Genomic DNA, 21,212 nt, shown 5'->3' with positions numbered 1-21,212 from the left:
ATCAAATCACTCCCAGTTCTTTACCGGCCGTCGTGAACGCCGCGACCGCAGCATCAATCTGTTCAAAGGTGTGCGCCGCCGACATCTGGGTGCGGATGCGGGCCTGACCGCGCGGCACCACCGGGAAGCTGAACCCGATGACGTAGACGCCCAGCTCCAGCATCCGCGCCGCCATGTCCTGCGCCAGCTTGGCGTCGCCCAGCATGACCGGGATGATGGGGTGCTCGCCCGGCTGCAGGGTGAAGCCCGCGTCAGTCATGGCCGAGCGGAAGCGCGCGGCGTTGGCGAACAGCTGGGCGCGCAGGGCGTCGCCCTCCTCGCCCGCGGCAATGCGGATGGCTTCCAGCGACGAGCCGCAGACGGCGGGCGCCAGGGCGTTGGAGAAGAGGTAGGGCCGCGCGCGCTGCTTCAGCAGGGCCACGACGTCGGCCTTGGCGCAGATGAAGCCGCCCATGGCGCCGCCCAGGGCCTTGCCGAAGGTGCCGGTGACGAAGTCAACCTCGACGCCGTTCCAGGCGTAGGAGCCGCGCCCCTTTTCGCCCATGAAGCCGGTGGCGTGGCAGTCGTCGACCATGATCAGGGCGCCGTACTGGTCGGCCAGGGCACGGATGTCCTTCAGCCTGGCTATATAGCCGTCCATCGAGAAGGCGCCGTCGGTGGCGATGATGATCTCGCGCGCGCCATCAGCGCGGGCCTGCTTCAGCTGGGCCTCAAGGTCCGCCATGTCCGAGGTGGCGAAGCGATAGCGCTTGGCCTTGCACAGGCGCACGCCGTCGATGATCGAGGCGTGGTTCAGGCTGTCCGAGACGATGGCGTCGGCCTCGGTGAACAGGGGCTCGAAGATGCCGCCGTTGGCGTCGAAGGCGGCGGCGAACAGAATGGCAGCCTCAAAGCCGAGATAGTCGGCGATGGCGCGCTCCAGCTCCTTGTGGATTTCCAGCGTGCCGCAGATGAAGCGGACCGAGGCCGTGCCCGCGCCCCACTTCTCCATCGCCTTGATGCCGGCTTGCGTGACGCGCTCGTCGCCCGCCAGACCGAGGTAGTTGTTGGCGCAGAAGTTCAGGACCTCGCGGCCGTTCACCGAAATCACCGGCCCCTGACGCGAGGCGATGACGCGCTCGGGCTTGGTCAGGCCCTGGGCGTCGATGTCAGCCAGTTCGGCGGAGATGCGGTCGTAGAAGACCGATGCGGTGTTCTGGGTCATGATTGCTCCGCTACGCTGAATTCAGGCAGGTTTGAACCCCCGATTTCAGGCTGTCGGGGCAGGACCGGCTGCATCGCTGGAAACCGGCCGGAAAGGACTGACACGAATTTGCCCACCGCAGGGCGTCAGCGCCAGCGGAAGGCTGACCAGGGCGGTATCCCCCGGCGTCGTCAGACGCAACGCCTTGGCTTCGGGGCAGGTCTTTTCACCCTCGTCCTCGTGCGGGACCACGTTCCATGCCAAGTCGAAATAGGCCTTGGCCTGAGACGCCAGCGGGACCGGTTTCGGCGCCGTGCCTTGCGCGAAATAGTTGCCGGGCTCCTGCACCGCCTTGACCGCGGCCAGAACGCGACCGCCGCCGTCCGCCAGGGTCACGGTGGGATAGCCAGTCAGGCTGCACGCCTGGGCGCCGACGTTCTGCAACGCCAGGGTGGTGACGCGATTGCCCATGCCCGCGTCGCCGCCCTCGACCGACAGCCTGAGGTCCGAACCCAGGCAAGGGCCGACCGGCGCGGGCGCCAGAGCCGCCACCGGACGGCTGCAGCGCTCGATGACCGCGCCCCCGGCCTGATCGTTCGGCCCCAGACGGCTGAGCGTGGCGCTTTCCTGACCGTTGCGGCTGGCGGTCCACCACTCCAGTCCCTGACCGGCGTAGCGGGCTCCGCTGGCCGAAACCGCGCTGGTCAGGACGTAGTCGCGGCCGTCGTAGGACAAGCGCGCCGTTTCCGTGTCGGGATAGGTCACGGCGATGGTCTTGCCGGTCTCGCAGGCATAGCCGACGGCGGCGGCCGGCTGGCTGACCGGGGCTTCGATCGGCGCGGCGGGCGCCGGCGGCGGCTCCTGGGAGCAGGCGGCCGCGCACAGGCCGAGACAGGACATCAACACAACGGCGGAACGGCTCACGGACGCCTCCTGGGGGCCTCTTGATCGGTCCCGTCCCAACGCCGCGCCCGGCCAAAGGCTCCGCTTGCAGAGAAATCGAGCAGAGCGGTTGCGCGATGATACACTATAACATATCAAGCTCGTGACATTGTAACGGGGATGCGTGCCTTGCGACTTCAAACCTTTCTGCTGACCGCCGCCGGGGCCGCCGCCCTCTCGACCTCGGCCTTCGCCGCTGACGACGTCGTCCAGACAGCACAACAGGACGAGCCGACCGAGATCGCCGACGTCGTGGTTCGCGCCCTGCCCCTGGGCCGCGCCGGCGACGACGTCGGCTCGCACGTCGCCCTGCTGAGCGGCGACGAACTGGTGCACCGCCGCCAGTCGACCCTGGGCGACACCCTGAGCGGGATTCCCGGCGTCAACTCCGACACCTTCGGCGGCGGCGCCAGCCGCCCGGTGGTGCGTGGTCAGGCCGCCCCGCGCGTCAAGGTACTGAGCGAGGGCGCCGGCCTGATGGACGCCTCGGAGGTTTCCCCCGACCACGCCATCACCGGTGAACCCCTGCTTCTGGAAGGCATCGAGATCCTGCGCGGCCCGTCGGCGCTTCTCTATGGCGGCGGTGCCATCGGCGGGGCTGTCAATCTGCTGGACAAGAAGATCCCCACCCGCGTCCCCGCCAACGGCGGCGAAGGCGTGGTCGAGTACCGTCGCGGCTCGGTCGACAACGAGGAGGCCGGCGTGGTCGGCCTGACCGTCGGCGCAGGAAACTTCGCCGTTCGCGTCGAGGCCGCCGCCCGCAAGGCCGACGACTACAAGGTGCCCGACTGGGACGAACCGCGCCTGGACGGGTCCTACAACGAGACCTCGACCGCCACCCTCGGCGCCTCCTACATCGGATCGCGCGGCTATCTCGGCGCGGCCTATACCGAACAGACCAGCCGTTACGGCCTGCCGGGTCACACCCACGAATATGAGGGCTGCCACCCGCACGGCGACCACCTGCACTGCGGCGGTCACGACGATCATGACCATGACGGCCACGACCACGACCACGAGGAAGGCGAGGAGCACGATCACGACCACGGCGTGCCCGAGGTCCGCCTGAAGAGCCGCCGCATCGACCTGCGCGGCGAGCTGCGCGATCCCCTGCCCGGTATCGAAAACGTCCGCCTTCGCGCCGGCTACACCGACTATCAGCATCAGGAGCTGGAAGAAGGCGTGGTCTCGACCACCTTCACCAACGAGGGCTACGACGGCCGCATCGAGGCCCAGCACCGCGAGATCGCGGGCTTCAAGGGCGTGGTCGGCCTGCAACTGAGCAAGAGCGACTTCGCCGCCGTCGGCGAGGAAAGCTTCCTGGCGCCCAGCACGACCAAGAACACCGGCCTGTTCGTGATGGAGGAATACGAGCTGGGCGACTGGCATTTCGAGGGCGCCCTGCGCCAGGAATGGCAGGAGGCCTCAGCCATCGGTCTGCCCGACACCGAGCACAAACCCTTCTCGATCTCGGGTTCGGCGGTCTGGCACTTCATGCCCGGCTGGACCGGCGCGGTGTCGCTGTCGCGTTCGCAACGCGCCCCCTCGGCCCAGGAGCTCTATGCCGACGGCGTCCACATGGCGACCAACACCTATGAGTTCGGCGACAGCAGCCTCGACGTCGAAACGGCCAATGCGCTGGAACTGACCCTGCGCAAGACCGCTGGCTCCACCACGGCTTCGGTCAGCGCCTACCACTACATCTACGACGACTACATCTTCGCCCGGACCCTGGATCAGTTCGAGGACTTCCGGCTGATTCAGTACAGCCAGGCCGACGCCACCTTTACCGGTCTGGAAGGCGAGGTGCGCCAGCAACTGACGCCCTGGCTGTCGGCCACAGTCTTCGGCGACTACGTGCGCGGCGAGTTGAAGGGCGATGGCGGCAACCTGCCCCGCATCCCGGCCGCCCGCCTCGGCGTTCGCGCCGAAGCCTTCGCTGGCCCCTGGTCGGGCGACGTGGAATACAGCCGCACCTTCAAGCAGAACGACATCGCCGCCTTCGAAAGCGAGACGCCGGGCTACAACATGGTCAACGCCACCGTGGCCTATGATGTCGATCTGGCGGGGGTGAAGTCGCAGGTCTTCCTGCGCGGGACCAACCTGCTCGACGAACTGGCTCTGAACCACGCCTCCTTCCTAGCCGAAACCGCGCCGCAGCGCGGTCGAAACCTGGTGCTGGGCGTTCGCGCCCGCTTCTGATTTTTGTCAGGACTGAAAAAAGAAGGGGCGGCGTCCGACGGACGCCGCCCCTTCGTTCGTTAGACCACTGTCGAGCCTGCCGTGACATTTCCGCGTCATTACAGGCTGTTAATCTGAAGGATGCCTGTCGCCATTATTCGGCGCACATCGGTCTTCAAGCAGGTCGACATATTCGCGCGGGCGAACTCGCCCCAAGCTTTCGGTCTATTCAGGACAGTCCATGTCGCCCGTCGTTCTGCTTCTCGCTCTCTCCTCCATGAGCCCCACCGCCGACACCGCCCCGGTGGCGGCAGGCGCGCCCCAGACCCAGACGACGCCTTCGCCCGCCGTGGAAGAGCAGGAAGCCTATGACCTGGGCGAGATCCAGGCCGTTTCGACCCGACGCCGGGGCGCGGCCCTGGGCGACTACGAGCCCGAACTGGTGCTGGATGAGGAACAGCTGAAGGCCTATGGCGCCAGCAGCATCCAGGAGCTGATGACCCTGCTGGAGCCCGTGACGCGCAGCTCGCGCGGCGGCTCACCTGTCTTCCTGGTCAACGGGCGTCGCATCTCGGGCTTCCAGGAAATCCGCGGCATCCCGCCCGAAGCCATCGAACGCACCGAAATCCTGCCGGAAGAGACCGCCCTCTCCTATGGCTATACCGCCGACCAGCGGGTGGTGAACTTTGTCCTCAAGGCCGACTTCCGCTCCGTGACCATGCAGGCCAGCGTTCGTCGCCCGGGTCAGGGCGGCCGCACGGTCACGGACCTGGAAAGCAACGTCCTTCGCATCGCCGGCAAGCAGCGCGCCACGCTGGACCTCGAATACGAGAACGACACGCCCCTGTTCGAGACGGAACGCGACATTCAGCGCGAAGATGGAGAGCCGACCGACTACCGCACCATCCTGCCCAAGAGCGAGCAGGGATCGGTCGCCGGATCGCTGGTGCGAGACCTGAACGACACCACCGCCCTGACGCTGAGCGCCAGCCTGGATGACACCTCCAGCCTGAGCTACTTCGGTTTGCCCGGCGTCGATCTGATCATACCGCCCTCTACCGTTCCCGAAGGCCTGTATCTCGACGCGCCTGACTCCCTGTCGCGCACGACCGACACGCGGGCTGGCAAGGTGGGGGCACTGGTTGACGGCTATCTCGGCGACTGGCGCTGGACCGTGACCGGCGGCTACAACCGGACCGAGACCAAGACCCGCACAGGACGCGGCCTTGACCAGGACGCGCTGCAAGCCGGCGTGACGGCTGGCACGATCGATCCCTTCGGTGATGCGAGCCAGCTGCCCTTGGCGCCTGTCGACACCGCCCGCTCGGTTTCCAGCAGCGCCAATATCGAGGGCGTCATCAACGGCACGGCCTGGGAGGGCCCGGCCGGCGCCCTCACCTCGACCTTCAAGGTCGGCTTCGACACCCAGTCGCTGGATTCCGAAAGCCAGCGCTCCAACATCTTCGCCGAGCGCTCGTTGTCGCGCGACCGGACCAGCGCCTCAGGCAACTTCAGCCTGCCGATCGCCAGCCGCGACCGTGAAGTTCTGGGCGTGCTGGGCGACCTGTCCGCCAATCTGAACCTGGCCTATCAGGACCTGTCCGACTTCGGCGGGCTCAGCGCCTACACCCTCGGCCTGAACTGGTCGCCGTGGACCCCGGTCAATTTCAACATCAGCTGGGCCGACGAGCAGAACGCCCCGTCGATGTCTCAGTTGAACGACCCGATCATCTCCACCCCCAACGTCCCCGTCTATGACTTCGCCACCGGGCAATCGGTCGATATCGTCCGCGTCACGGGCGGCAACCCCAACCTGTCCGAAGAAACCAAGCAGGTGCTGAAGCTGGGCTTCAACCTGACCCCGTTGAAGGACAAGGATTTCAGGCTGACGGCCAACTACACCCGCACCGAGACCTCGGATTCCATCGCCGCCTTCCCGACCATCACGACGGAGCTGGAGGCGGCTCTGCCTGAACGCTTCATCCGCGACCTGGACGGCAACCTCCTGTCCGTCGACGCCCGTCCGCTGAACTTCCAGAGCGCGATCCAGCAGGAAGTGCGCTGGGGCCTCAACTTCTCCACTCCGTTCGGCAAGCCTGACCCCGCCGCGGCCGCGCGCATGGGCCAGCGGGGTCCCGGCGGCGGCGGCCCGGTCACGATGCGTGTCGAAGGCGGCCCGCCTCCCGGCGGCGGGGCCGGCGGCCCTCCCCCGGGCGGCGGTATGCGCATGGGTCCAGGCGGCGGCGGGCGCGGTTCGCGCGGCCCGACGATGCAGCCCGGCCAGGGCCGCTTCAACCTCTCACTCTATCACACCTATCGCATTCAGGATGAGATCACGATCCGCGACGGCGTGCCGGTGCTGGACCTGCTGGACGGTGCGGCCACGGGCGCGCGAGGCGGCCAGCCGCGTAACGAGGTCCAGTTCCAGATGGGCGTCTTCAAGAGCGGCATGGGCGGCTTCCTGAACGCCAACTGGAAGCAGTCGACGCGCGTCAGCGGCGGGACCTCGCCCGACGACGACCTGAGCTTCTCGGACCTGACCACCGTCAACCTGAACCTGTTCGCGGACCTGTCTTCGCGCCAAACCTGGGTGGCCAAATACCCGTGGCTGAGGGGTGCGCGCGTCAGCGTCGGCGTCGACAACCTGTTCGATCAGCGGCTGGACGTGCGCAACGGTCTCGGAGAGACGCCCCTCGCCTATCAACCCGACTACATCGACCCTCTGGGCCGCACCTTCCGCATCAGCCTGCGCAAAATCCTGTTCTAGAGAAAAGGCCCGCTCATCGACCGGGCCTTTTGACTGTCAGTGGTCGCCTTTCGGCGTTTCCATCAGCTCGATCAGGACCCCGCCCATCTCCTTGGGGTGCAGAAAGACAACCGGTGTGCCGTGGGCGCCGATACGGGGCTCGCCCGTCCCGAGAATGGTCACGCCCTTGGCGCGCATCTGGGCGATGGCGTCGTGGATGTCGGCCACCTCGAAGCAGACGTGGTGCTGGCCGCCCTTGGGGTTCTTGGCAAGGAATCCGGTGATGGGGCTGGTCTCGTCATAGGGCTCGATCAGTTCGATCTGAGCTGTGGGCGTGTCGACGAAGCAGACCTTCACCCCCTGGGCCGGCAGATCGAACGGTTCGCCGATCTTGGTCGCGCCCAGGATGTCACGATACAGCCTGATCGAGTCCGCGATCGAAGGCGTGGCGACGCCGACGTGGTTCAGATTACCGATCATCACTTCTTCTCCGCCGGCGCGGGTTGGGCATAGCCCAGACGCAGGTTCAGCTTTTCAATCAGGTCCGCCGCCGTGTCGGCGATGACCGAGCCGGGCGGATAGACCGCCGCCGCGCCCATATCGAGCAGGGGCTGGACGTCCGAGGGCGGAATGACGCCGCCGACAACGATCATGATGTCCTCACGACCCAGCTTGGCCAGTTCGGCGCGCAGCTCCGGGACCAGCGTCAGGTGCCCGGCCGCCAGCGACGAGGCGCCGACCGCGTGGACGTTCTTCTCCACCGCATCCCTGGCGGCCTCGGCGGGCGTCTGGAACAGCGACCCGGCGGTGACGTCAAAACCGATGTCGCCATAGCCGGTGGCGACGACCTTCTGGCCCCGGTCGTGGCCGTCCTGCCCCAGTTTGGCGATCAGGATGCGCGGCGGACCGCCGTCGTTCTCGACGAAGGTCGCGACCATGTCGCGGGCGCGGGCGACCTTGGGATCATTGCCCGCCTCCTTGCCATAGACGCCCGAGACGGTCTTCACCGTGGCGACATGGCGACCGAAGGCGGCCTCCAGCGCGTCGGAAATCTCACCCACCGTAGCCTTGGCGCGGGCGGCCTGAACCGCCAGTTCCAGCAGGTTGGCGTTTCCGCGCGCGCCAACGGTCAGGGCCTCCAGCGCGGCGTCCGTCGCGGCCTGATCGCGTTCGGCGCGCAGGCGCTTCAGCTTGTCGATCTGGGCGGCCAGAACGGCGGCGTTGTCGACCTTCAGCATCGGAATGTCGTCGGGCGTGTCGTTCAGGTAGCGGTTCACCCCGACGACGGTCTGCTGGCCCGTGTCGATGCGGGCCTGGGTCTTGGCCGCCGCCTCTTCGATGCGCAGCTTGGGAATGCCGGCCTCGATGGCCTTGGCCATGCCCCCAGCCGCCTCGACCTCGGCCATCAGGGCGCGGGCGCGGTTCGCCAGATCATGGGTCAGACGCTCGACGTAGAAGCTGCCGCCCCAGGGGTCGATGGTGCGGGTCAGGCCCGTCTCCATCTGCAGCAGAATCTGGGTGTTGCGCGCGATCCGGGCCGAGAAGTCGGTCGGCAGGGCCAGAGCTTCGTCCAGGGCGTTGGTGTGCAGGCTCTGCGTCTGACCGCCTGCCGCCGCCATGGCCTCGACCATGGTGCGCGACACGTTGTTGAACACGTCCTGCGCGGCGAGGCTCCAACCCGAGGTCTGGCAGTGGGTGCGCAGCGACAGCGACCGCTGGTCCTTGGGCGAGAACTTCTCGGCGACCTTTTCGGCCCACAGCAGGCGGCCGGCCCGCATCTTGGCCACCTCCATGAAGTAGTTCATGCCGATGGCCCAGAAGAAGGACAGGCGCGGCGCGAACCGGTCCACGTCCATGCCCGCATCAACGCCCGCCTTGATGTATTCCAGCCCGTCCGACAGCGTATAGGCCAGCTCGATCTCAGCCGAGGCCCCCGCCTCCTGCATGTGGTAGCCGGAGATGGAGATGGAGTTGAACTTCGGCGTCTCCTGCGCGGTCCAGGCGAAGATGTCCGAGATGATCCGCATCGAGGGCTCGGGCGGATAGATGTAGGTGTTGCGGACCATGAACTCCTTCAGAATGTCGTTCTGAATGGTCCCGGTCAGGGCCGCATGCGGCACGCCCTGTTCTTCGGCGGCGACGACATAGAGAGCCAGGATCGGCAGGACGGCGCCGTTCATGGTCATGGACACCGACATCTGATCCAGCGGAATGCCGTCGAACAGGGTCCGCATGTCCAGAATGCTGTCGATGGCGACGCCGGCCATGCCGACGTCGCCCTTCACCCGCGGGTGATCGCTGTCATAGCCCCGGTGGGTGGCCAGATCGAAGGCGATCGACAGGCCCTTCTGACCCGCCGCCAGGTTGCGACGATAGAAGGCGTTGGACTCCTCGGCGGTCGAGAAGCCCGCGTACTGACGGATGGTCCACGGGTTGCCCGCATACATGGTCGGATAGGGGCCGCGCATATAGGGGGCAAAGCCCGGCAGGCCGTGGATGGCATCGAGGCCGTCCAGCGCCTCGGGACCATAGGATGTTTCGACCGTCAGCCCCTCGGGCGTCAGCCAGGGATCGCGCGCGGGGCCGGTGCCCGTCGTGGTCAGGTCCAGATCAGTTTTGGAGAAGTCGGGGAAGCTCATTGGTTCGCCTCCTCAGACGCGATCTCAAACGGCGCGGCGAAGCGCACCGGGGTCAGGGCGCCGTGGCGCACCGGGACGAAGGCCGGGTCGGCGACCTCGATCGGCGCCGGACGCGGATCGGGATCGACGTATTTGGTGACGCCGACCATGTGGCGGGCGCCGTCCTTCAGCGCCGCTTCCATCTGGCCGCGCGCGCGTTCGACGCGCGGCTGGATCAGGTGGTGCTTCAGGGCGTCGACCACGCCGCCTTCGGCTTCGATCGACTGGAACTCCTTCCAGCCCGCCTCAGCCAGATCGCGAGTGCGGCTGTCCAGGAACCAGGAGCCGGCGGCGGGATCATCGACCCGGCCCAGATTGGCTTCCTCCATCAGCACCAACTGGGTGTTGCGGGCCTGACGGCGGGCGAAGGCGTCGGGACGGCCCTCGGCGCGTGTAAAGGCGTCCAGCACCACCACATCGGCGCCGCCGACCGCGCCCGCGAAACCGGCGGCGGTCAGGCGCAGCAGGTTGGGCCAGGGATCGCGCGCCGCCAGCATCCGCCGCGACGAGCGGGCCTCGATGACGGCGGGCGTCTCATGGCCAAAGGCCTTGCTGACGCTGGCCCAGATCAGGCGCATGGCCCGCACCTTGGCCAGGGCGTCGAAATATTCGGCGTCGACAGACACGCCCAGAACCACGCCCTTCAGCGCCTGTTCGACGGTCAGTCCCGCCAGCACGGCAGCCTTGACGTAGGCCACGGCGCTGGCGGCGGCGAAGGCCAGTTCCTGCCCCGCCGAACCGCCCGCCTCATGCACCACTCGGCCCGAGGCGAGGTAGAGTTTGGCGTCGGGATAGGTCCCGGCGAGACGGACGGCGGCCTCGGCCGCCTCGGTCACGGCGGCGTCGATCTCGCCCTCCCCGGCCTCGGCATAGGCCGAGAACGGGTCGAGGTGGAACTGCAGCTGGGCGCGGGGCGAACCCTTGGCCACGGCCGCCAGAGCCTCGGCGGCCTTCACGCCATCGAAGCCCGCATCCAGCGCCACCGGCGCCAGTTCCAGAGCCACGCCGTCCAGGGCGGCGGCCAGCGCCGTCTCGTCCGTCGTGAACGCGCCCTTCAGCACCACCGAGGCGGCGCCGTTTTCAAGGTCGGTCAGGACGGCGGCGTTGATCGCAGTCGTCTCATCGCCCTCGACCAGGGTGCGCAGGTCCCACGCCCGCCCCTCGGCGTCCGTGGTGCGCGGCGCGCGAAGCGCCTGCACCCCGGTCGCCTCGGCATAGAGCGGCCGGATGATCAGGCCGTCGGCGTCGAGGTGCAGCAGGCTTTCGATCGCCCGCCCCTTCAGCGCCTTCTCGGCCTGTTCCCGCCATTGCAGCGGGCTCGGCGTGGGAAAGGTCGTCATTTACGCAAACTCCACCAGCACGTCGTCGGCGGCGACCGGATCGCCCGCCTTGGCGCCGACCGCTTTCACCAGGCCGTCATGTTCGGCCTTGAGGATGTTCTGCATCTTCATGGCTTCGATGATGGCGACGGTCTCGCCCGACTTGACCTCCTGACCGACCGTCACGGGGATGTCGACGACCAGACCCGGCATGGGCGACAGCACCAGCTTCGACGTGTCGGCGGCGACCTTTTCAGGCAGGCGCTGATACATCTCGGCAGCGCGTGGCGTCAGGACGCGGACGCGGGCCCTGGCCGCCCGGTGGCGGATGTCGAAGCCGTCCGGCGCGCGCTTGACCTCGGCGGTGAAGGGCTCCTCATCCAGAACGGCCCGGAACTGGGCCATGCCCGGACGCCAGTCGATTTCCGACAGGGTCAGGTCGCGCTCGTCCAGCGAGATGACCAGATCCTCGGCCTCGTCATAGGACAGCGACACCGCGTGGGCCTCGCGGTTGATCAGGACGGTCCAGTCGGTGCGTTCCGACGGATCGCCCGCCTGTTCGGCCAGGACCTCGTTCATCGCCGCGGCCACGGTGATGAAGATGTCCTTCTGCGCCTCGCTGGGCTCCAGACCGCGGAAGCCGTCGGGGAACTCGTCCTTGATATAGCTGGTCGACAACTGGCCGGACTTGAAACGGTCCTGATCCATCACCGCCGACAAGAAGGGCACGTTGTGGCCCAGACCCGACAGGTGGGTGTCCTCCAGCGCGCGGGCCATGCCCTCGACGGCGGCGTCGCGCGTCTCGCCCCAGGCGCACAGCTTGGCGATCATGGGATCATAGAACATGCTGATCTCGTCGCCCTCGCGGACGCCGGAATCGTTGCGGACGGTGTAGCCTCCCTGATCGCCCTCTTCCGGCTGCTCATAGCGCACCAGACGACCGATCGACGGCAGGAAGCCGCGATAGGGGTCCTCGGCATAGATGCGGCTTTCGATGGCCCAGCCGTTGATCGACAGGTCTTCCTGCTTGAAGGCCATGGTCTCGCCCGCCGCCGAACGGATCATCTGTTCGACCAGATCGACGCCGGTGATCAGCTCCGTCACCGGGTGCTCGACCTGCAGACGGGTGTTCATTTCCAGGAAGTAGAAGCTGCGGTCCTGCCCCGCCACGAACTCGACCGTACCGGCCGAGTCGTAGTTGACGGCGCGGGCCAGAGCCACGGCCTGATCGCCCATGGCCTTGCGCGTCGCGTCGTCCAGCAGGGGCGACGGCGCCTCTTCGATGACCTTCTGGTTGCGGCGCTGGATCGAGCATTCGCGGTCAAACAGCGAGACGATATTGCCGTGCTTGTCGCCCAGAACCTGAATCTCGATGTGGCGCGGATTGACGATGAACTTCTCGAGGAAGACCCGGTCGTCGCCGAAGGCCGTCAGGGCCTCGGCCTTCACCGCGGCAAAGCCTTCGGCCATGTCGGCGTCGGAATGGGCGACGCGGATGCCCTTGCCGCCGCCGCCGGCGCTGGCCTTGATCATGACCGGATAGCCGATCTCATTGGCGATCTTCACCGCCTCCTCGGTCGATTCAATCAGGCCCATGTGGCCCGGCACGGTCGAGACGCCCGCTTCAGCCGCGAACTTCTTGGACGTGATCTTGTCGCCCATGGCTTCGATGGCGTGCGGGTTGGGGCCGATGAAGGTGATGCCCTCGGCCTCCAGACGACGCGCGAAGACCGGGTTTTCCGACAGGAAGCCGAAACCGGGGTGGACCGCCTCGGCGCCCGACTGACGCACCGCGTCCACGATCTTGTCCTGGATCAGATAGGACTGGGCGGCGGGCGACGGCCCGATGTGGATAGTCTCGTCGGCCATCTCGCAGGCCAGCGACCCAGCGTCGGCGTCCGAGTAAACGAGCACCGTCTTGATGCCCATCTTGCGGCAGGTCTTGATGATGCGAACCGCGATCTCGCCCCGATTGGCGATCAGAATTTTCTTGAACATTTCTGGGCCTTACAGGGGAATGTTGTCGTGCTTTTTCCAGGGATTTTCCTGGGTCTTGTTCTTCAGCGTGCGCAGGGCCTTGATCAGGCGGCGGCGCGTGCCGTGGGGCATGATGACGTCGTCGATGTAGCCCAGACCGGCCGCCACGAAGGGGTTGGCGAAGCGTTCCTTGTATTCGGCCTCGCGCGCGGCCAGGGCCTCGGGGTCGCCAGCCTCCTTGCGGAAGATGATCTCGACCGCGCCCTTGGCGCCCATGACCGCGATCTCGGCGGTGGGCCAGGCGTAGTTGACGTCGCCGCGCAGGTGCTTGGAGCTCATGACGTCATAGGCGCCGCCATAAGCCTTGCGCGTGATGACCGTCAGCTTGGGCACGGTGGCCTCGGCATAGGCGAACAGCAGCTTGGCGCCGTGTTTGATCAGGGCGCCGTACTCCTGCTTGGTGCCCGGCATGAAGCCCGGCACGTCCACCAGGGTCACCAGCGGAATGTGGAAGGCGTCGCAGAAGCGGACGAAGCGCGCGGCCTTGCGGCTGCTGTCGATATCCAGCACGCCCGCCAGAACCTGAGGCTGGTTGGCGACGATGCCGACGCTCTGGCCGTCCAGGCGACCGAAGCCGCAGATGATGTTCCTGGCGAAGTCGGCGCCGATCTCGAAGAAGTCGGCCTCGTCGACCGTCTTCAGGATCAGCTCCTTCATGTCATAGGGCTGGTTCGGATTGGTCGGAACCAGGGTGTCGAGGCTGGCCTCGTCGCGATCCGGCTCGTCATAGCTGTCGCGGACCGGCGGCTTTTCGCGGTTCGACAGGGGCAGGAAGCCGATCAGGCGGCGAACCTCGGACAGGGCCTCCAGATCGTTCTCGAAGGCGCCGTCGGCGACCCCCGACTTGCCGGCGTGAACGCGGGCGCCGCCCAGGTCCTCGTGGCTGACGACCTCGTTGGTGACGGTCTTCACCACGTCCGGGCCGGTCACGTACATGTAGGACGTGTCCTTCACCATGAAGATGAAGTCGGTGATGGCGGGCGAATAGACGTCGCCGCCCGCGCACGGGCCCATGATGACCGAGATCTGCGGGATGACGCCCGAGGCCAGCGTGTTCTGCAGGAAGATGTCGGCGTAACCGGCAAGGCTCTCGACGCCTTCCTGAATACGTGCGCCGCCCGCATCGAACAGGCCGATGATCGGCGCGCCGGCCGTCAGGGCCATGGTCTGGATCTTGACGATCTTGGCCGCGTGGGCGCCCGACAGCGAGCCGCCGAAGACGGTGAAATCCTTCGAGAAGACATAGACCAGACGACCGCCGATGGTGCCGCGGCCGGTGACGACGCCGTCGCCGGGGATCCGTTGCTGGTCCATGCCGAAGTCGTGGCTGCGGTGCTCCACGAACATGTCGGTCTCTTCGAAGCTGCCTTCGTCCAGCAGGACCTCGATCCGCTCGCGCGCGGTCAGCTTGCCCTTGGCGTGCTGTGAGGCGATGCGCTTTTCGCCGCCGCCCAGCCTGGCGGCGGCGCGACGACGCTCGAGTTCCTCGAGGATGGCCTGGCTCATGTTGGGGCTCCTGAAATCGTTCGTGATCACCAACCGCCTCCCTCGCAAAAAGGCAATCGCAACTTTGCAAAAGGGGCGTAAGTGCGTAGTCCTGCCAAGATCGACGGGCGGTTTTGCAAAGTTGCAATGGCGGAAAAACTCTACCTCGGGGCCAAGGTGCGCAAGCTGCGCGAGGCGCGCGGCTGGACGCTGGAGGCCTGCGCGGGACGGCTGGCCCTGTCGCCCAGCTACCTGTCGCAGATCGAGACCAATCAACGTCCGGCGACGGCCCGGGTTCTGATCGCCCTGACCCGCGCCTTCGACGTCGACGCCAGCCTGTTCGATCTGGACGGCGACGCCCGGCTGATCGCCGACCTGCGCGAGGCCGTCACCGACGTCGCCGGCCACGCCGACGCCCCCTCCCCCGTTGAGCTGAAGCAGGCGGTGACCAACACCCCCCGCCTGGCGCGTCAGTTTCTGGCCCTGCATCAGGACTATCGCCGTCTGGACGAGCGGCTGAAGACGCTGAACGAGACCCTGGGCCGGGACGAGCGCGCACACGCCGCTCCGGCCCTCCCCTATGAGGCGGTGCGCGACTTCTTCCACTATCGCGACAACTACATCGACGTTCTGGATCAGGCGGCGGAGGCGCTGGCGGAGCAGTTGGGTCTGGGCGCTGGCGGCCACCCCGAGCGCGATCTGGAGGCGGCGCTGAACGACCTGTGCGGCGTGCGACTGGCCACCGGCGAGGGGCGCGGGATCATGCGACGCTTCGATCCGACAGCGCGCATCCTCTACGTCGACGCCAGCCTGCCCGGCGCCACGCGCTCCTTCCTCATGGCGCACCAGCTGGTGCTTCTGCGCTTCCACGACCTGATCGAGCATGAGCTGGACCGGGCCGCCTTCGACCTTCCCGCCGCGCGCGACGTCTGCCGGGTGGGGCTGGCCAACTATGCGGCCGGGGCCCTGCTGCTGCCCTATCGCCGCTTCCTCGACGCGGCGCGCGACCTGCGCCACGACGTGGACCGGCTGCGCAATCGTTTCCACGTCAGCTTCGAGCAGGCCTGCCACCGGCTCTCGACCCTGCAACGCCCCGGCTGGCGCGGCGTGCCCTTCTATTTCGCGCGCGTGGACATGGCCGGCAACATCACCAAACGCCACAGCGCCACCCGGTTCCAGTTCGCCCGCTTCGGCGGCGCCTGCCCCCTGTGGAATGTGCACGAGGCCTTCGGCGCGCCGGACCGCATCCTGGTCAATCTGTCGGAAATGCCGGACGGCTCACGCTACATCTGCATCGCCAAGAGCGTGTCCAAACCGGGCGGTTCCTATCTTGAACCCGACCGTCGCTATGCGCTTGGCCTCGGCTGCGAGATCGAACACGCCCGCTCGCTGGTCTACGCCGAAGGGCTGGATCTGAACGGCCCGCCGACCCGCATGGGCGTCAGCTGCCGCATCTGCGAGCGGACGGACTGCACCCAGCGCGCCTTCCCGCCGATCGACCGCGTTCTGCGCGTTCCGGAAAACAGCCGAGGCGTGATACCCTATTCCCTGGAAGCCAATCCGCGACTTGAAGCGTTGTAGAATGCTGCAAGCCTGTCGGTTGCATGATGGAGACTGCCGGATGCGCCACATCCTCCTCGCCGTCGCCGCCGTCCTCGCCGTTTCAGGGCCAGCGACGGCCGAAACCGTTCAGGTGACGGTCAAGCTCCACATTCCCCTGTCCTGCGGCGCTCGCCTGATCGAGGCGGTCCCCGTGGGCGACCGGGTCGAAGTCGCCGTCAGACGAACCTGCAACACCCCTCACGCCCTGACCCTGAGCGGTCCCGGCATGGACAAGGCGTCGGTGACGGAACTGAATTCCCGCGCCGTCCGCCCGGCGGAGAGGGCCGTGTTCAGGCACACGGCCCTGACGAGCGACACCACGGATCACTTCGTCATCGAAGGGGCCGCCGACGTCGCCAAGACCGCCGCTGGCCTGCAGGTCGCGATCGGCGCCCTCTAAGGAAAAGGCCGGCGCCGGAAGCATCCGACGCCGGCCCAGAACTCGACGCTTCCGCCGTCAGCCCATCGTCGGGATGACGAAGGAGCTGTCCGCGTGCTCCAGCTCGCTGTCGGGCCACCGGGCCGTGACCGTCTTGGTCTTGGTCCAGAAGCGCAGGCCTTCCATGCCGTGCTGGTTGATGTCGCCGAAGGCCGAACGCTTCCAGCCGCCGAACGAGTGATAGGCCACCGGCACCGGGATCGGCACGTTGATGCCGACCATGCCGACGTTGACGCGGGCGGCGAAGTCGCGGGCCGCGCGGCCGTTCTGGGTGAAGATGGCGACGCCGTTGCCGTACTGGTGCTTGGACGGCAGGCTCAGGGCCTCCTCGAAGCTGGCGGCGCGCATGATCTGCAGCACCGGGCCGAAGATCTCTTCCTTGTAGGATTCCATCTCGGGCTTGACGTGGTCGAACAGCGACGGGCCGATGAAGAAGCCCTTCTCGTGGCCCTGCAGGCTGAACTCGCGACCATCGACGACCAGTTCGGCGCCTTCTTCCACGCCCTTGTTGATCCAGCCCAGGACCTTGTCCTTGTGGGTCTGGGTGACGACCGGGCCGTAGTGGGCCTCGGCGTCGGTCGAGACACCGACGCGCAGGTTGGGGATTTCCGAGACCAGACGCTCGCGCAGTTCGTCGGCGGTGCGCTGACCGACCGGCACCACCACCGGCAGGGCCATGCAACGCTCGCCGGCCGAGCCATAGGCCGCGCCGGTCAGGTCCTTGATCACCTGATCCATGTCAGCGTCGGGCAGGACGATGCCGTGGTTCTTGGCGCCGCCCATGGCCTGGACGCGTTTCCCGTGCTGGGCGCCCATCTGATAGACGTAGTGGGCGATGTCGGACGAACCGACGAAGCTGACGGCGTGGATGTCGGGGTGGGTCAGGATGGCGTCGACCGCCACCTTGTCGCCGTGGACGACGTTCAGCACGCCAGCAGGCGCGCCCGCCTCCATCATCAGTTCGCCCAGACGCACCGGCAGCGACGGATCGCGCTCCGACGGTTTCAGGATGAAGGTGTTGCCGGCGGCGATCGCCATGCCGAACATCCACATCGGGATCATGCCGGGGAAGTTGAACGGGGTGATGCCCGCCACGACGCCGAGCGGCTGACGCATGGAATAGACGTCGATGCCTGGGCCGGCGCCCTGGGTGTATTCGCCCTTCAGGGCGTGCGGGATGCCGCAGGCGAACTCGATGACTTCCAGACCGCGCTGGATGTCGCCCTTGGAGTCGGCGATGACCTTGCCGTGTTCCGAGGACAGCAGCTCGGCCAGCTCGTTCATGTTGGCCTCGACCAGGCGCTTGAACTCGAACATGACGCGGGCGCGGCGTTGGGGATTGGTGCTGGACCAGCCCTCGAACGCGGCCTGGGCCGACTGGACCGCGCGGTCCATCTCGCTGACGGTCGCCAGCTGGACGCGGGCCTGAACCTCGCCGGTGTTGGGGTTGAACACGTCGCCGAAACGGCCCGATGCGCCGTCGAAGGCCGCACCATCGATGAAGTGGCGAATGTCGCGCATGGAGGCGTTTCCCTGTGATGTCGTTGTTCGTTTCATCATGGCCTAGCAGACTGACGCCGAGCCACCCATTGCAATCTTGCATCTAATGCTGTGCATTCCTGCAATGTTCGACTGGGACGACGTTCGCATCTTCATCGCCGCCGCGCGGGCGGGCTCGCTGGCCACAGCGGCGCAGAGACTGGGCATAGATGCAGCCACCGTCGGGCGGCGCGTGGCGCGGCTGGAGACCGCGCTGAAATCGACCCTGATGGTGCGCTCGGCGTCGGGCCTGTTGCTGACGGCGGCGGGGGCGCAACTGCTGGAGACCGCGCTCGACGCCGAAAGCGCCATGGAGGCGGCCGAACGGGTGACGCGACCCGACCTGATCGCCGGCACGGTGCGGATCAGCGCCTCAGAGGGTTTCGGCGGCGCCGTCCTGGCCCCCGCCCTGCCCGGCCTGCTGGCGGCTCATCCGGGGCTGAACATCGAACTGGCCGCCAGTTCCGGCTTCCTCTCGGCCAGTCGCCGCGAAGTGGACATGGCCATCACCCTCAGCCCCGCCGCCAGTCCGCGCCTGATCGTCGAGCCGCTGACGCCCTATCAGCTGGCGCTCTATGCGTCGCCCGACCACCTGGTACGGCATGGTGCGCCGGAGCGCGTCGACGACCTGCCGAACTTCGACATCGTCGGCTATGTCGATGACCTGATCTACGCGCCGGAACTGCACTATCTGGACGAGATCCGTCCAAACCTGCGACCGCGCCTGGCCTCCTCCTCGATCCGGGCGCAGCGAGACATGATCGCGGCGGGCGGGGGCATCGGCGTCCTGCCCTGTTTTCTGGCCGAGGGGCTGACGCGGGTCCTGCCAGACGCCGTCCTGATCGAGCGTCGTTTCTGGCTCAGCACCCACCGCGAAGTCCACGGCACGGCGCGCCTGAAGGCGGCGCGGCGCTGGATCAAGACCCTGTGCCGCCACGCCGCCGACCGGCTGTCGCCCTTCGCCCTTTAGGTCGGGCGTTTGGCCCGGTTGGCCATTTCATCGGCGCGGACATCCATCTCGGCGGCGCGCTCGACCAGTTTCGGGCTCAGGGCGATCAACTCGGCGTCAGTGACGGTGTTGCCCCGCTCGCGGTTGCGAGCGATCTGTTCAGCGCGATAGGCCGGATCACGCAGGCGAACGGCCTCTTCGCGCATGTTGTCCGCGCCACGACGCATCTGCTCGGCCCCGCGGCCCATCTGTTCGCGCGCCTGGACCTGGGCGCGCGCAGCGATGACACGAGCCTGCTCGCCCTGACGGCGAGCCACGGCCGCCTCCGCCCTCGCCTGCTCGGCCTGCTGACGAGCGACCGCAGCCTCGGCGCGAACCTGGACGGCCTGACGACGCGCCTCCTCGCCTTGCTGGCGAGCGATGACGGCCTGGGCCCGGGCCTCCGCCGCCTGCCGGCGAGCCTCGACGCCTTGCTGACGGGCCTCGGCGGCCTGGGCGCGAGCCACGCGGGCGGCTTCGCGCGCCGCCTCCGCTTCGGCCCGCTGCTCCGGCGTGCCGTTCTCGAAGTAATAGCCGTTGGAGAAATAGGTGTAGCTCGTTCCGCTGATCGGCGCCGACGGAGGAGCGGGCGGGGCCGGCGGCGCGGGAGGAGCGGGAGGAGCGGGAGGAGCCTGGTACGTCAGCGGCGCCGGCGCAGCGGGAGCCGCCGGGGGTGCGGGCGGTGCGGGCGGCGGAGGCGCCGGTGCATAGGCGGACGCCTGTTCCCGCAGTTCCAGCGCCGCCAGCGGCGTGGCAACGACGGCCAGGGCGGCGACGGTCAGGGCGACCGCCAGCGGGCGGCGGCGAGCAGAGGTGTTCGTCATGATGCAGGCGATCCTTTTCTCAAGCGTGTGGGTGTCGGCGGCCATGGCCGTGGCGGGCCAGGCGGCGGAATGGGAGGCGGGATGAGAGGCCAGTCGAACCAGCACACGGGCGTAGTCGCGACGGTCCACGGTGCGCACGGCTTCGGCGTCGGCCGCTTCTTCGGAGGTTTCGGCCAGGACGACAGACAGCCGCCAGACCAGGGGATTGAACCAGAACAGAGCCAGCGCCACGCGTGACAGGATCAGGAAGACCCAGTCCTTGCGCCTCAGGTGGGCCATTTCGTGCGCCAGGACGGCCGCGGCGGTTTGCGGCGCGGCCAGGCTGCCGGGGTCGAGGACGATGACGCCTGGCGCCACGCCCCAGCTCAGCGGGCTGGACACGCGCTCGCTGCTGATCAGGCGCGGGCGCGCGGCAGGGGCCAGCAGCTCGAGCGGCGAACGCCAGGCGGCGCATTTGACCGCCCGCCCCTGCTCGGTCCAGCGGCTCAGGGTGTTCAGGCCCAGCAGCAGTCGCGCCACGACGATCGTCGCGCCGAGCAGCCACAGGCCGACGGCCACGGTGGTCAGCGACGGCCACGGCAGGCTGGCCGAGACCGCGACCCCTGCGACAGGGCCGACCTCGCCTGACCACAGCGGCGTCATCGGCGCGGCGACCGCTGCGACGGACGAGGCCGGCAACAGGGTCAACTCGACGGCGGGCAGGACAGCCGCCAACACCGGCAAGGCCAGCAGCAGGCAGACCGTCGCGCGCAGGATGTCCACCCGGTCGGCGGCGCGGCGCGCCACGAAGCGCGCGACGATCAGGCCCGCCGCCGCGATCAGGCTGGACTTGACCAGCAGGGACAAGAACAGGGCCAGGCTCATGGCTGGCGCTCCACCGCTTCGTCGATGGCGCGCTCCAGAGCGGCGGCCTCATCGGCCGTCAGGCGCTGCCCCATGCCCAGCAGGGCCGTGGCGGCGCTGGCTGCGGACCCGGCGAAAAAGGTGTCGATCATCCGTTGCAGGGCGCCGGCGGCGACGGTCTCGGTGCGCGGCACGGGGCGATAGACGAAACCCTCGGAGCCCGCTTCCCGCTCGACCAGACCCTTGGTCTCCAGTCGCGCCAGCAGGGTGCGTATGGCGGAATCGCTGAGCGTGTCCGTCAACGCCTGGCGCACCCCCGCAGCGGTCCCCGTCTCGAGCCGGCACAGGGTCTCGAACACTTCGCGTTCGCGTCGGGGCAGGGATTCGATCACCGGGACTCTCCGCA

Annotated in this window: 15 protein-coding genes; 5 read left to right on the top strand and 10 right to left on the bottom strand. The window is 67.7% G+C overall.

Translation table 11 applies throughout. The features are described from left to right. Position 1 precedes the first annotated feature (1 nt). Both B4A39_RS03915 and B4A39_RS03910 read right to left on the bottom strand, forming a co-directional pair. The gene (locus B4A39_RS03915) at positions 2 to 1,204 is read right to left on the bottom strand and encodes a glycine C-acetyltransferase (RefSeq protein WP_292033465.1); all 1,203 of its coding nucleotides are present in this window, start codon (positions 1,202 to 1,204) and stop codon (positions 2 to 4) included. Between the two features lie 45 nt (positions 1,205 to 1,249). After that, positions 1,250 to 2,107: a DUF4232 domain-containing protein gene (locus tag B4A39_RS03910; RefSeq protein WP_292033462.1), complete on the bottom strand. Its 858-nt coding sequence runs from the start codon at positions 2,105 to 2,107 to the stop codon at positions 1,250 to 1,252. Between the two features lie 138 nt (positions 2,108 to 2,245). Between B4A39_RS03910 and B4A39_RS03905 the strand changes: the two genes are divergently transcribed. Together B4A39_RS03905 and B4A39_RS03900 are read left to right on the top strand one after the other, a co-directional pair. After that, a complete protein-coding gene (locus B4A39_RS03905) occupies positions 2,246 to 4,327 on the top strand; it encodes a TonB-dependent receptor domain-containing protein (RefSeq protein ID WP_292033460.1) in 2,082 nt (693 codons plus the stop codon). Positions 4,328 to 4,547: 220 nt separating this feature from the next. After that, complete coding sequence (locus tag B4A39_RS03900; RefSeq protein ID WP_292033457.1) at positions 4,548 to 7,073, top strand: TonB-dependent receptor; 2,526 nt, start codon at positions 4,548 to 4,550, stop codon at positions 7,071 to 7,073. A 36-nt stretch (positions 7,074 to 7,109) separates the two neighbouring features. On the opposite strand, the gene mce is transcribed toward B4A39_RS03900, so the two are convergent. From mce to B4A39_RS03875, 5 genes are read right to left on the bottom strand one after another with little or no spacing between them, the layout of a single operon-like run. After that, the gene (mce, locus tag B4A39_RS03895; RefSeq protein WP_292033455.1) at positions 7,110 to 7,532 is read right to left on the bottom strand and encodes a methylmalonyl-CoA epimerase; all 423 of its coding nucleotides are present in this window, start codon (positions 7,530 to 7,532) and stop codon (positions 7,110 to 7,112) included. Continuing rightward, positions 7,532 to 9,691, bottom strand: coding sequence for a methylmalonyl-CoA mutase (scpA, locus tag B4A39_RS03890; RefSeq protein WP_292033453.1), 2,160 nt, complete (start codon positions 9,689 to 9,691; stop codon positions 7,532 to 7,534). The genes mce and scpA overlap by 1 nt, the downstream gene beginning before the upstream one ends. After that, positions 9,688 to 11,070, bottom strand: coding sequence for a methylmalonyl-CoA mutase family protein (locus B4A39_RS03885; protein WP_292033450.1), 1,383 nt, complete (start codon positions 11,068 to 11,070; stop codon positions 9,688 to 9,690). The genes scpA and B4A39_RS03885 overlap by 4 nt, the downstream gene beginning before the upstream one ends. Further along, positions 11,071 to 13,047, bottom strand: a complete 1,977-nt coding sequence (locus B4A39_RS03880; protein WP_292033448.1) for an acetyl-CoA carboxylase biotin carboxylase subunit — start codon at positions 13,045 to 13,047, stop codon at positions 11,071 to 11,073. A gap of 9 nt (positions 13,048 to 13,056) precedes the next feature. Continuing rightward, positions 13,057 to 14,592, bottom strand: a complete 1,536-nt coding sequence (locus tag B4A39_RS03875; protein WP_292033446.1) for an acyl-CoA carboxylase subunit beta — start codon at positions 14,590 to 14,592, stop codon at positions 13,057 to 13,059. Positions 14,593 to 14,718: 126 nt separating this feature from the next. Between B4A39_RS03875 and B4A39_RS03870 the strand changes: the two genes are divergently transcribed. Beyond that, positions 14,719 to 16,152, top strand: a complete 1,434-nt coding sequence (locus B4A39_RS03870; RefSeq protein ID WP_292033444.1) for a short-chain fatty acyl-CoA regulator family protein — start codon at positions 14,719 to 14,721, stop codon at positions 16,150 to 16,152. 40 nt (positions 16,153 to 16,192) lie between these two features. Beyond that, entirely contained in the window at positions 16,193 to 16,573 is a 381-nt protein-coding gene (locus B4A39_RS03865) for a hypothetical protein (RefSeq protein WP_292033441.1), read from the top strand. Positions 16,574 to 16,630: 57 nt separating this feature from the next. Here the strand turns inward: B4A39_RS03865 and B4A39_RS03860 are convergent, their stop codons facing one another. Continuing rightward, positions 16,631 to 18,133, bottom strand: coding sequence for a CoA-acylating methylmalonate-semialdehyde dehydrogenase (locus B4A39_RS03860; RefSeq protein ID WP_292033438.1), 1,503 nt, complete (start codon positions 18,131 to 18,133; stop codon positions 16,631 to 16,633). Positions 18,134 to 18,236: 103 nt separating this feature from the next. On the opposite strand from B4A39_RS03860, the gene B4A39_RS03855 reads away from it, so the two are divergent. Further along, positions 18,237 to 19,121, top strand: a complete 885-nt coding sequence (locus tag B4A39_RS03855) for a LysR family transcriptional regulator (RefSeq protein ID WP_292033435.1) — start codon at positions 18,237 to 18,239, stop codon at positions 19,119 to 19,121. Here B4A39_RS03855 and B4A39_RS03850 read toward each other — a convergent pair. Beyond that, entirely contained in the window at positions 19,118 to 20,827 is a 1,710-nt protein-coding gene (locus tag B4A39_RS03850; RefSeq protein WP_292033433.1) for a M56 family metallopeptidase, read from the bottom strand. The two genes, B4A39_RS03855 and B4A39_RS03850, sit on opposite strands and share 4 nt — an antisense overlap. Next, positions 20,824 to 21,198: a BlaI/MecI/CopY family transcriptional regulator gene (locus B4A39_RS03845; protein ID WP_292033432.1), complete on the bottom strand. Its 375-nt coding sequence runs from the start codon at positions 21,196 to 21,198 to the stop codon at positions 20,824 to 20,826. Before B4A39_RS03845 ends, B4A39_RS03850 begins: the two co-directional genes overlap by 4 nt. Positions 21,199 to 21,212 lie beyond the last annotated feature (14 nt).

It is taken from the genome of Brevundimonas sp. UBA4553, from assembly GCF_002387245.1.
In the GTDB taxonomy this organism is placed as follows: Bacteria; Pseudomonadota; Alphaproteobacteria; order Caulobacterales; family Caulobacteraceae; genus Brevundimonas.
The sequence above is the reverse complement of the archived record's forward strand: the minus strand, read 5'-3'. Positions and strand labels throughout refer to the sequence as shown.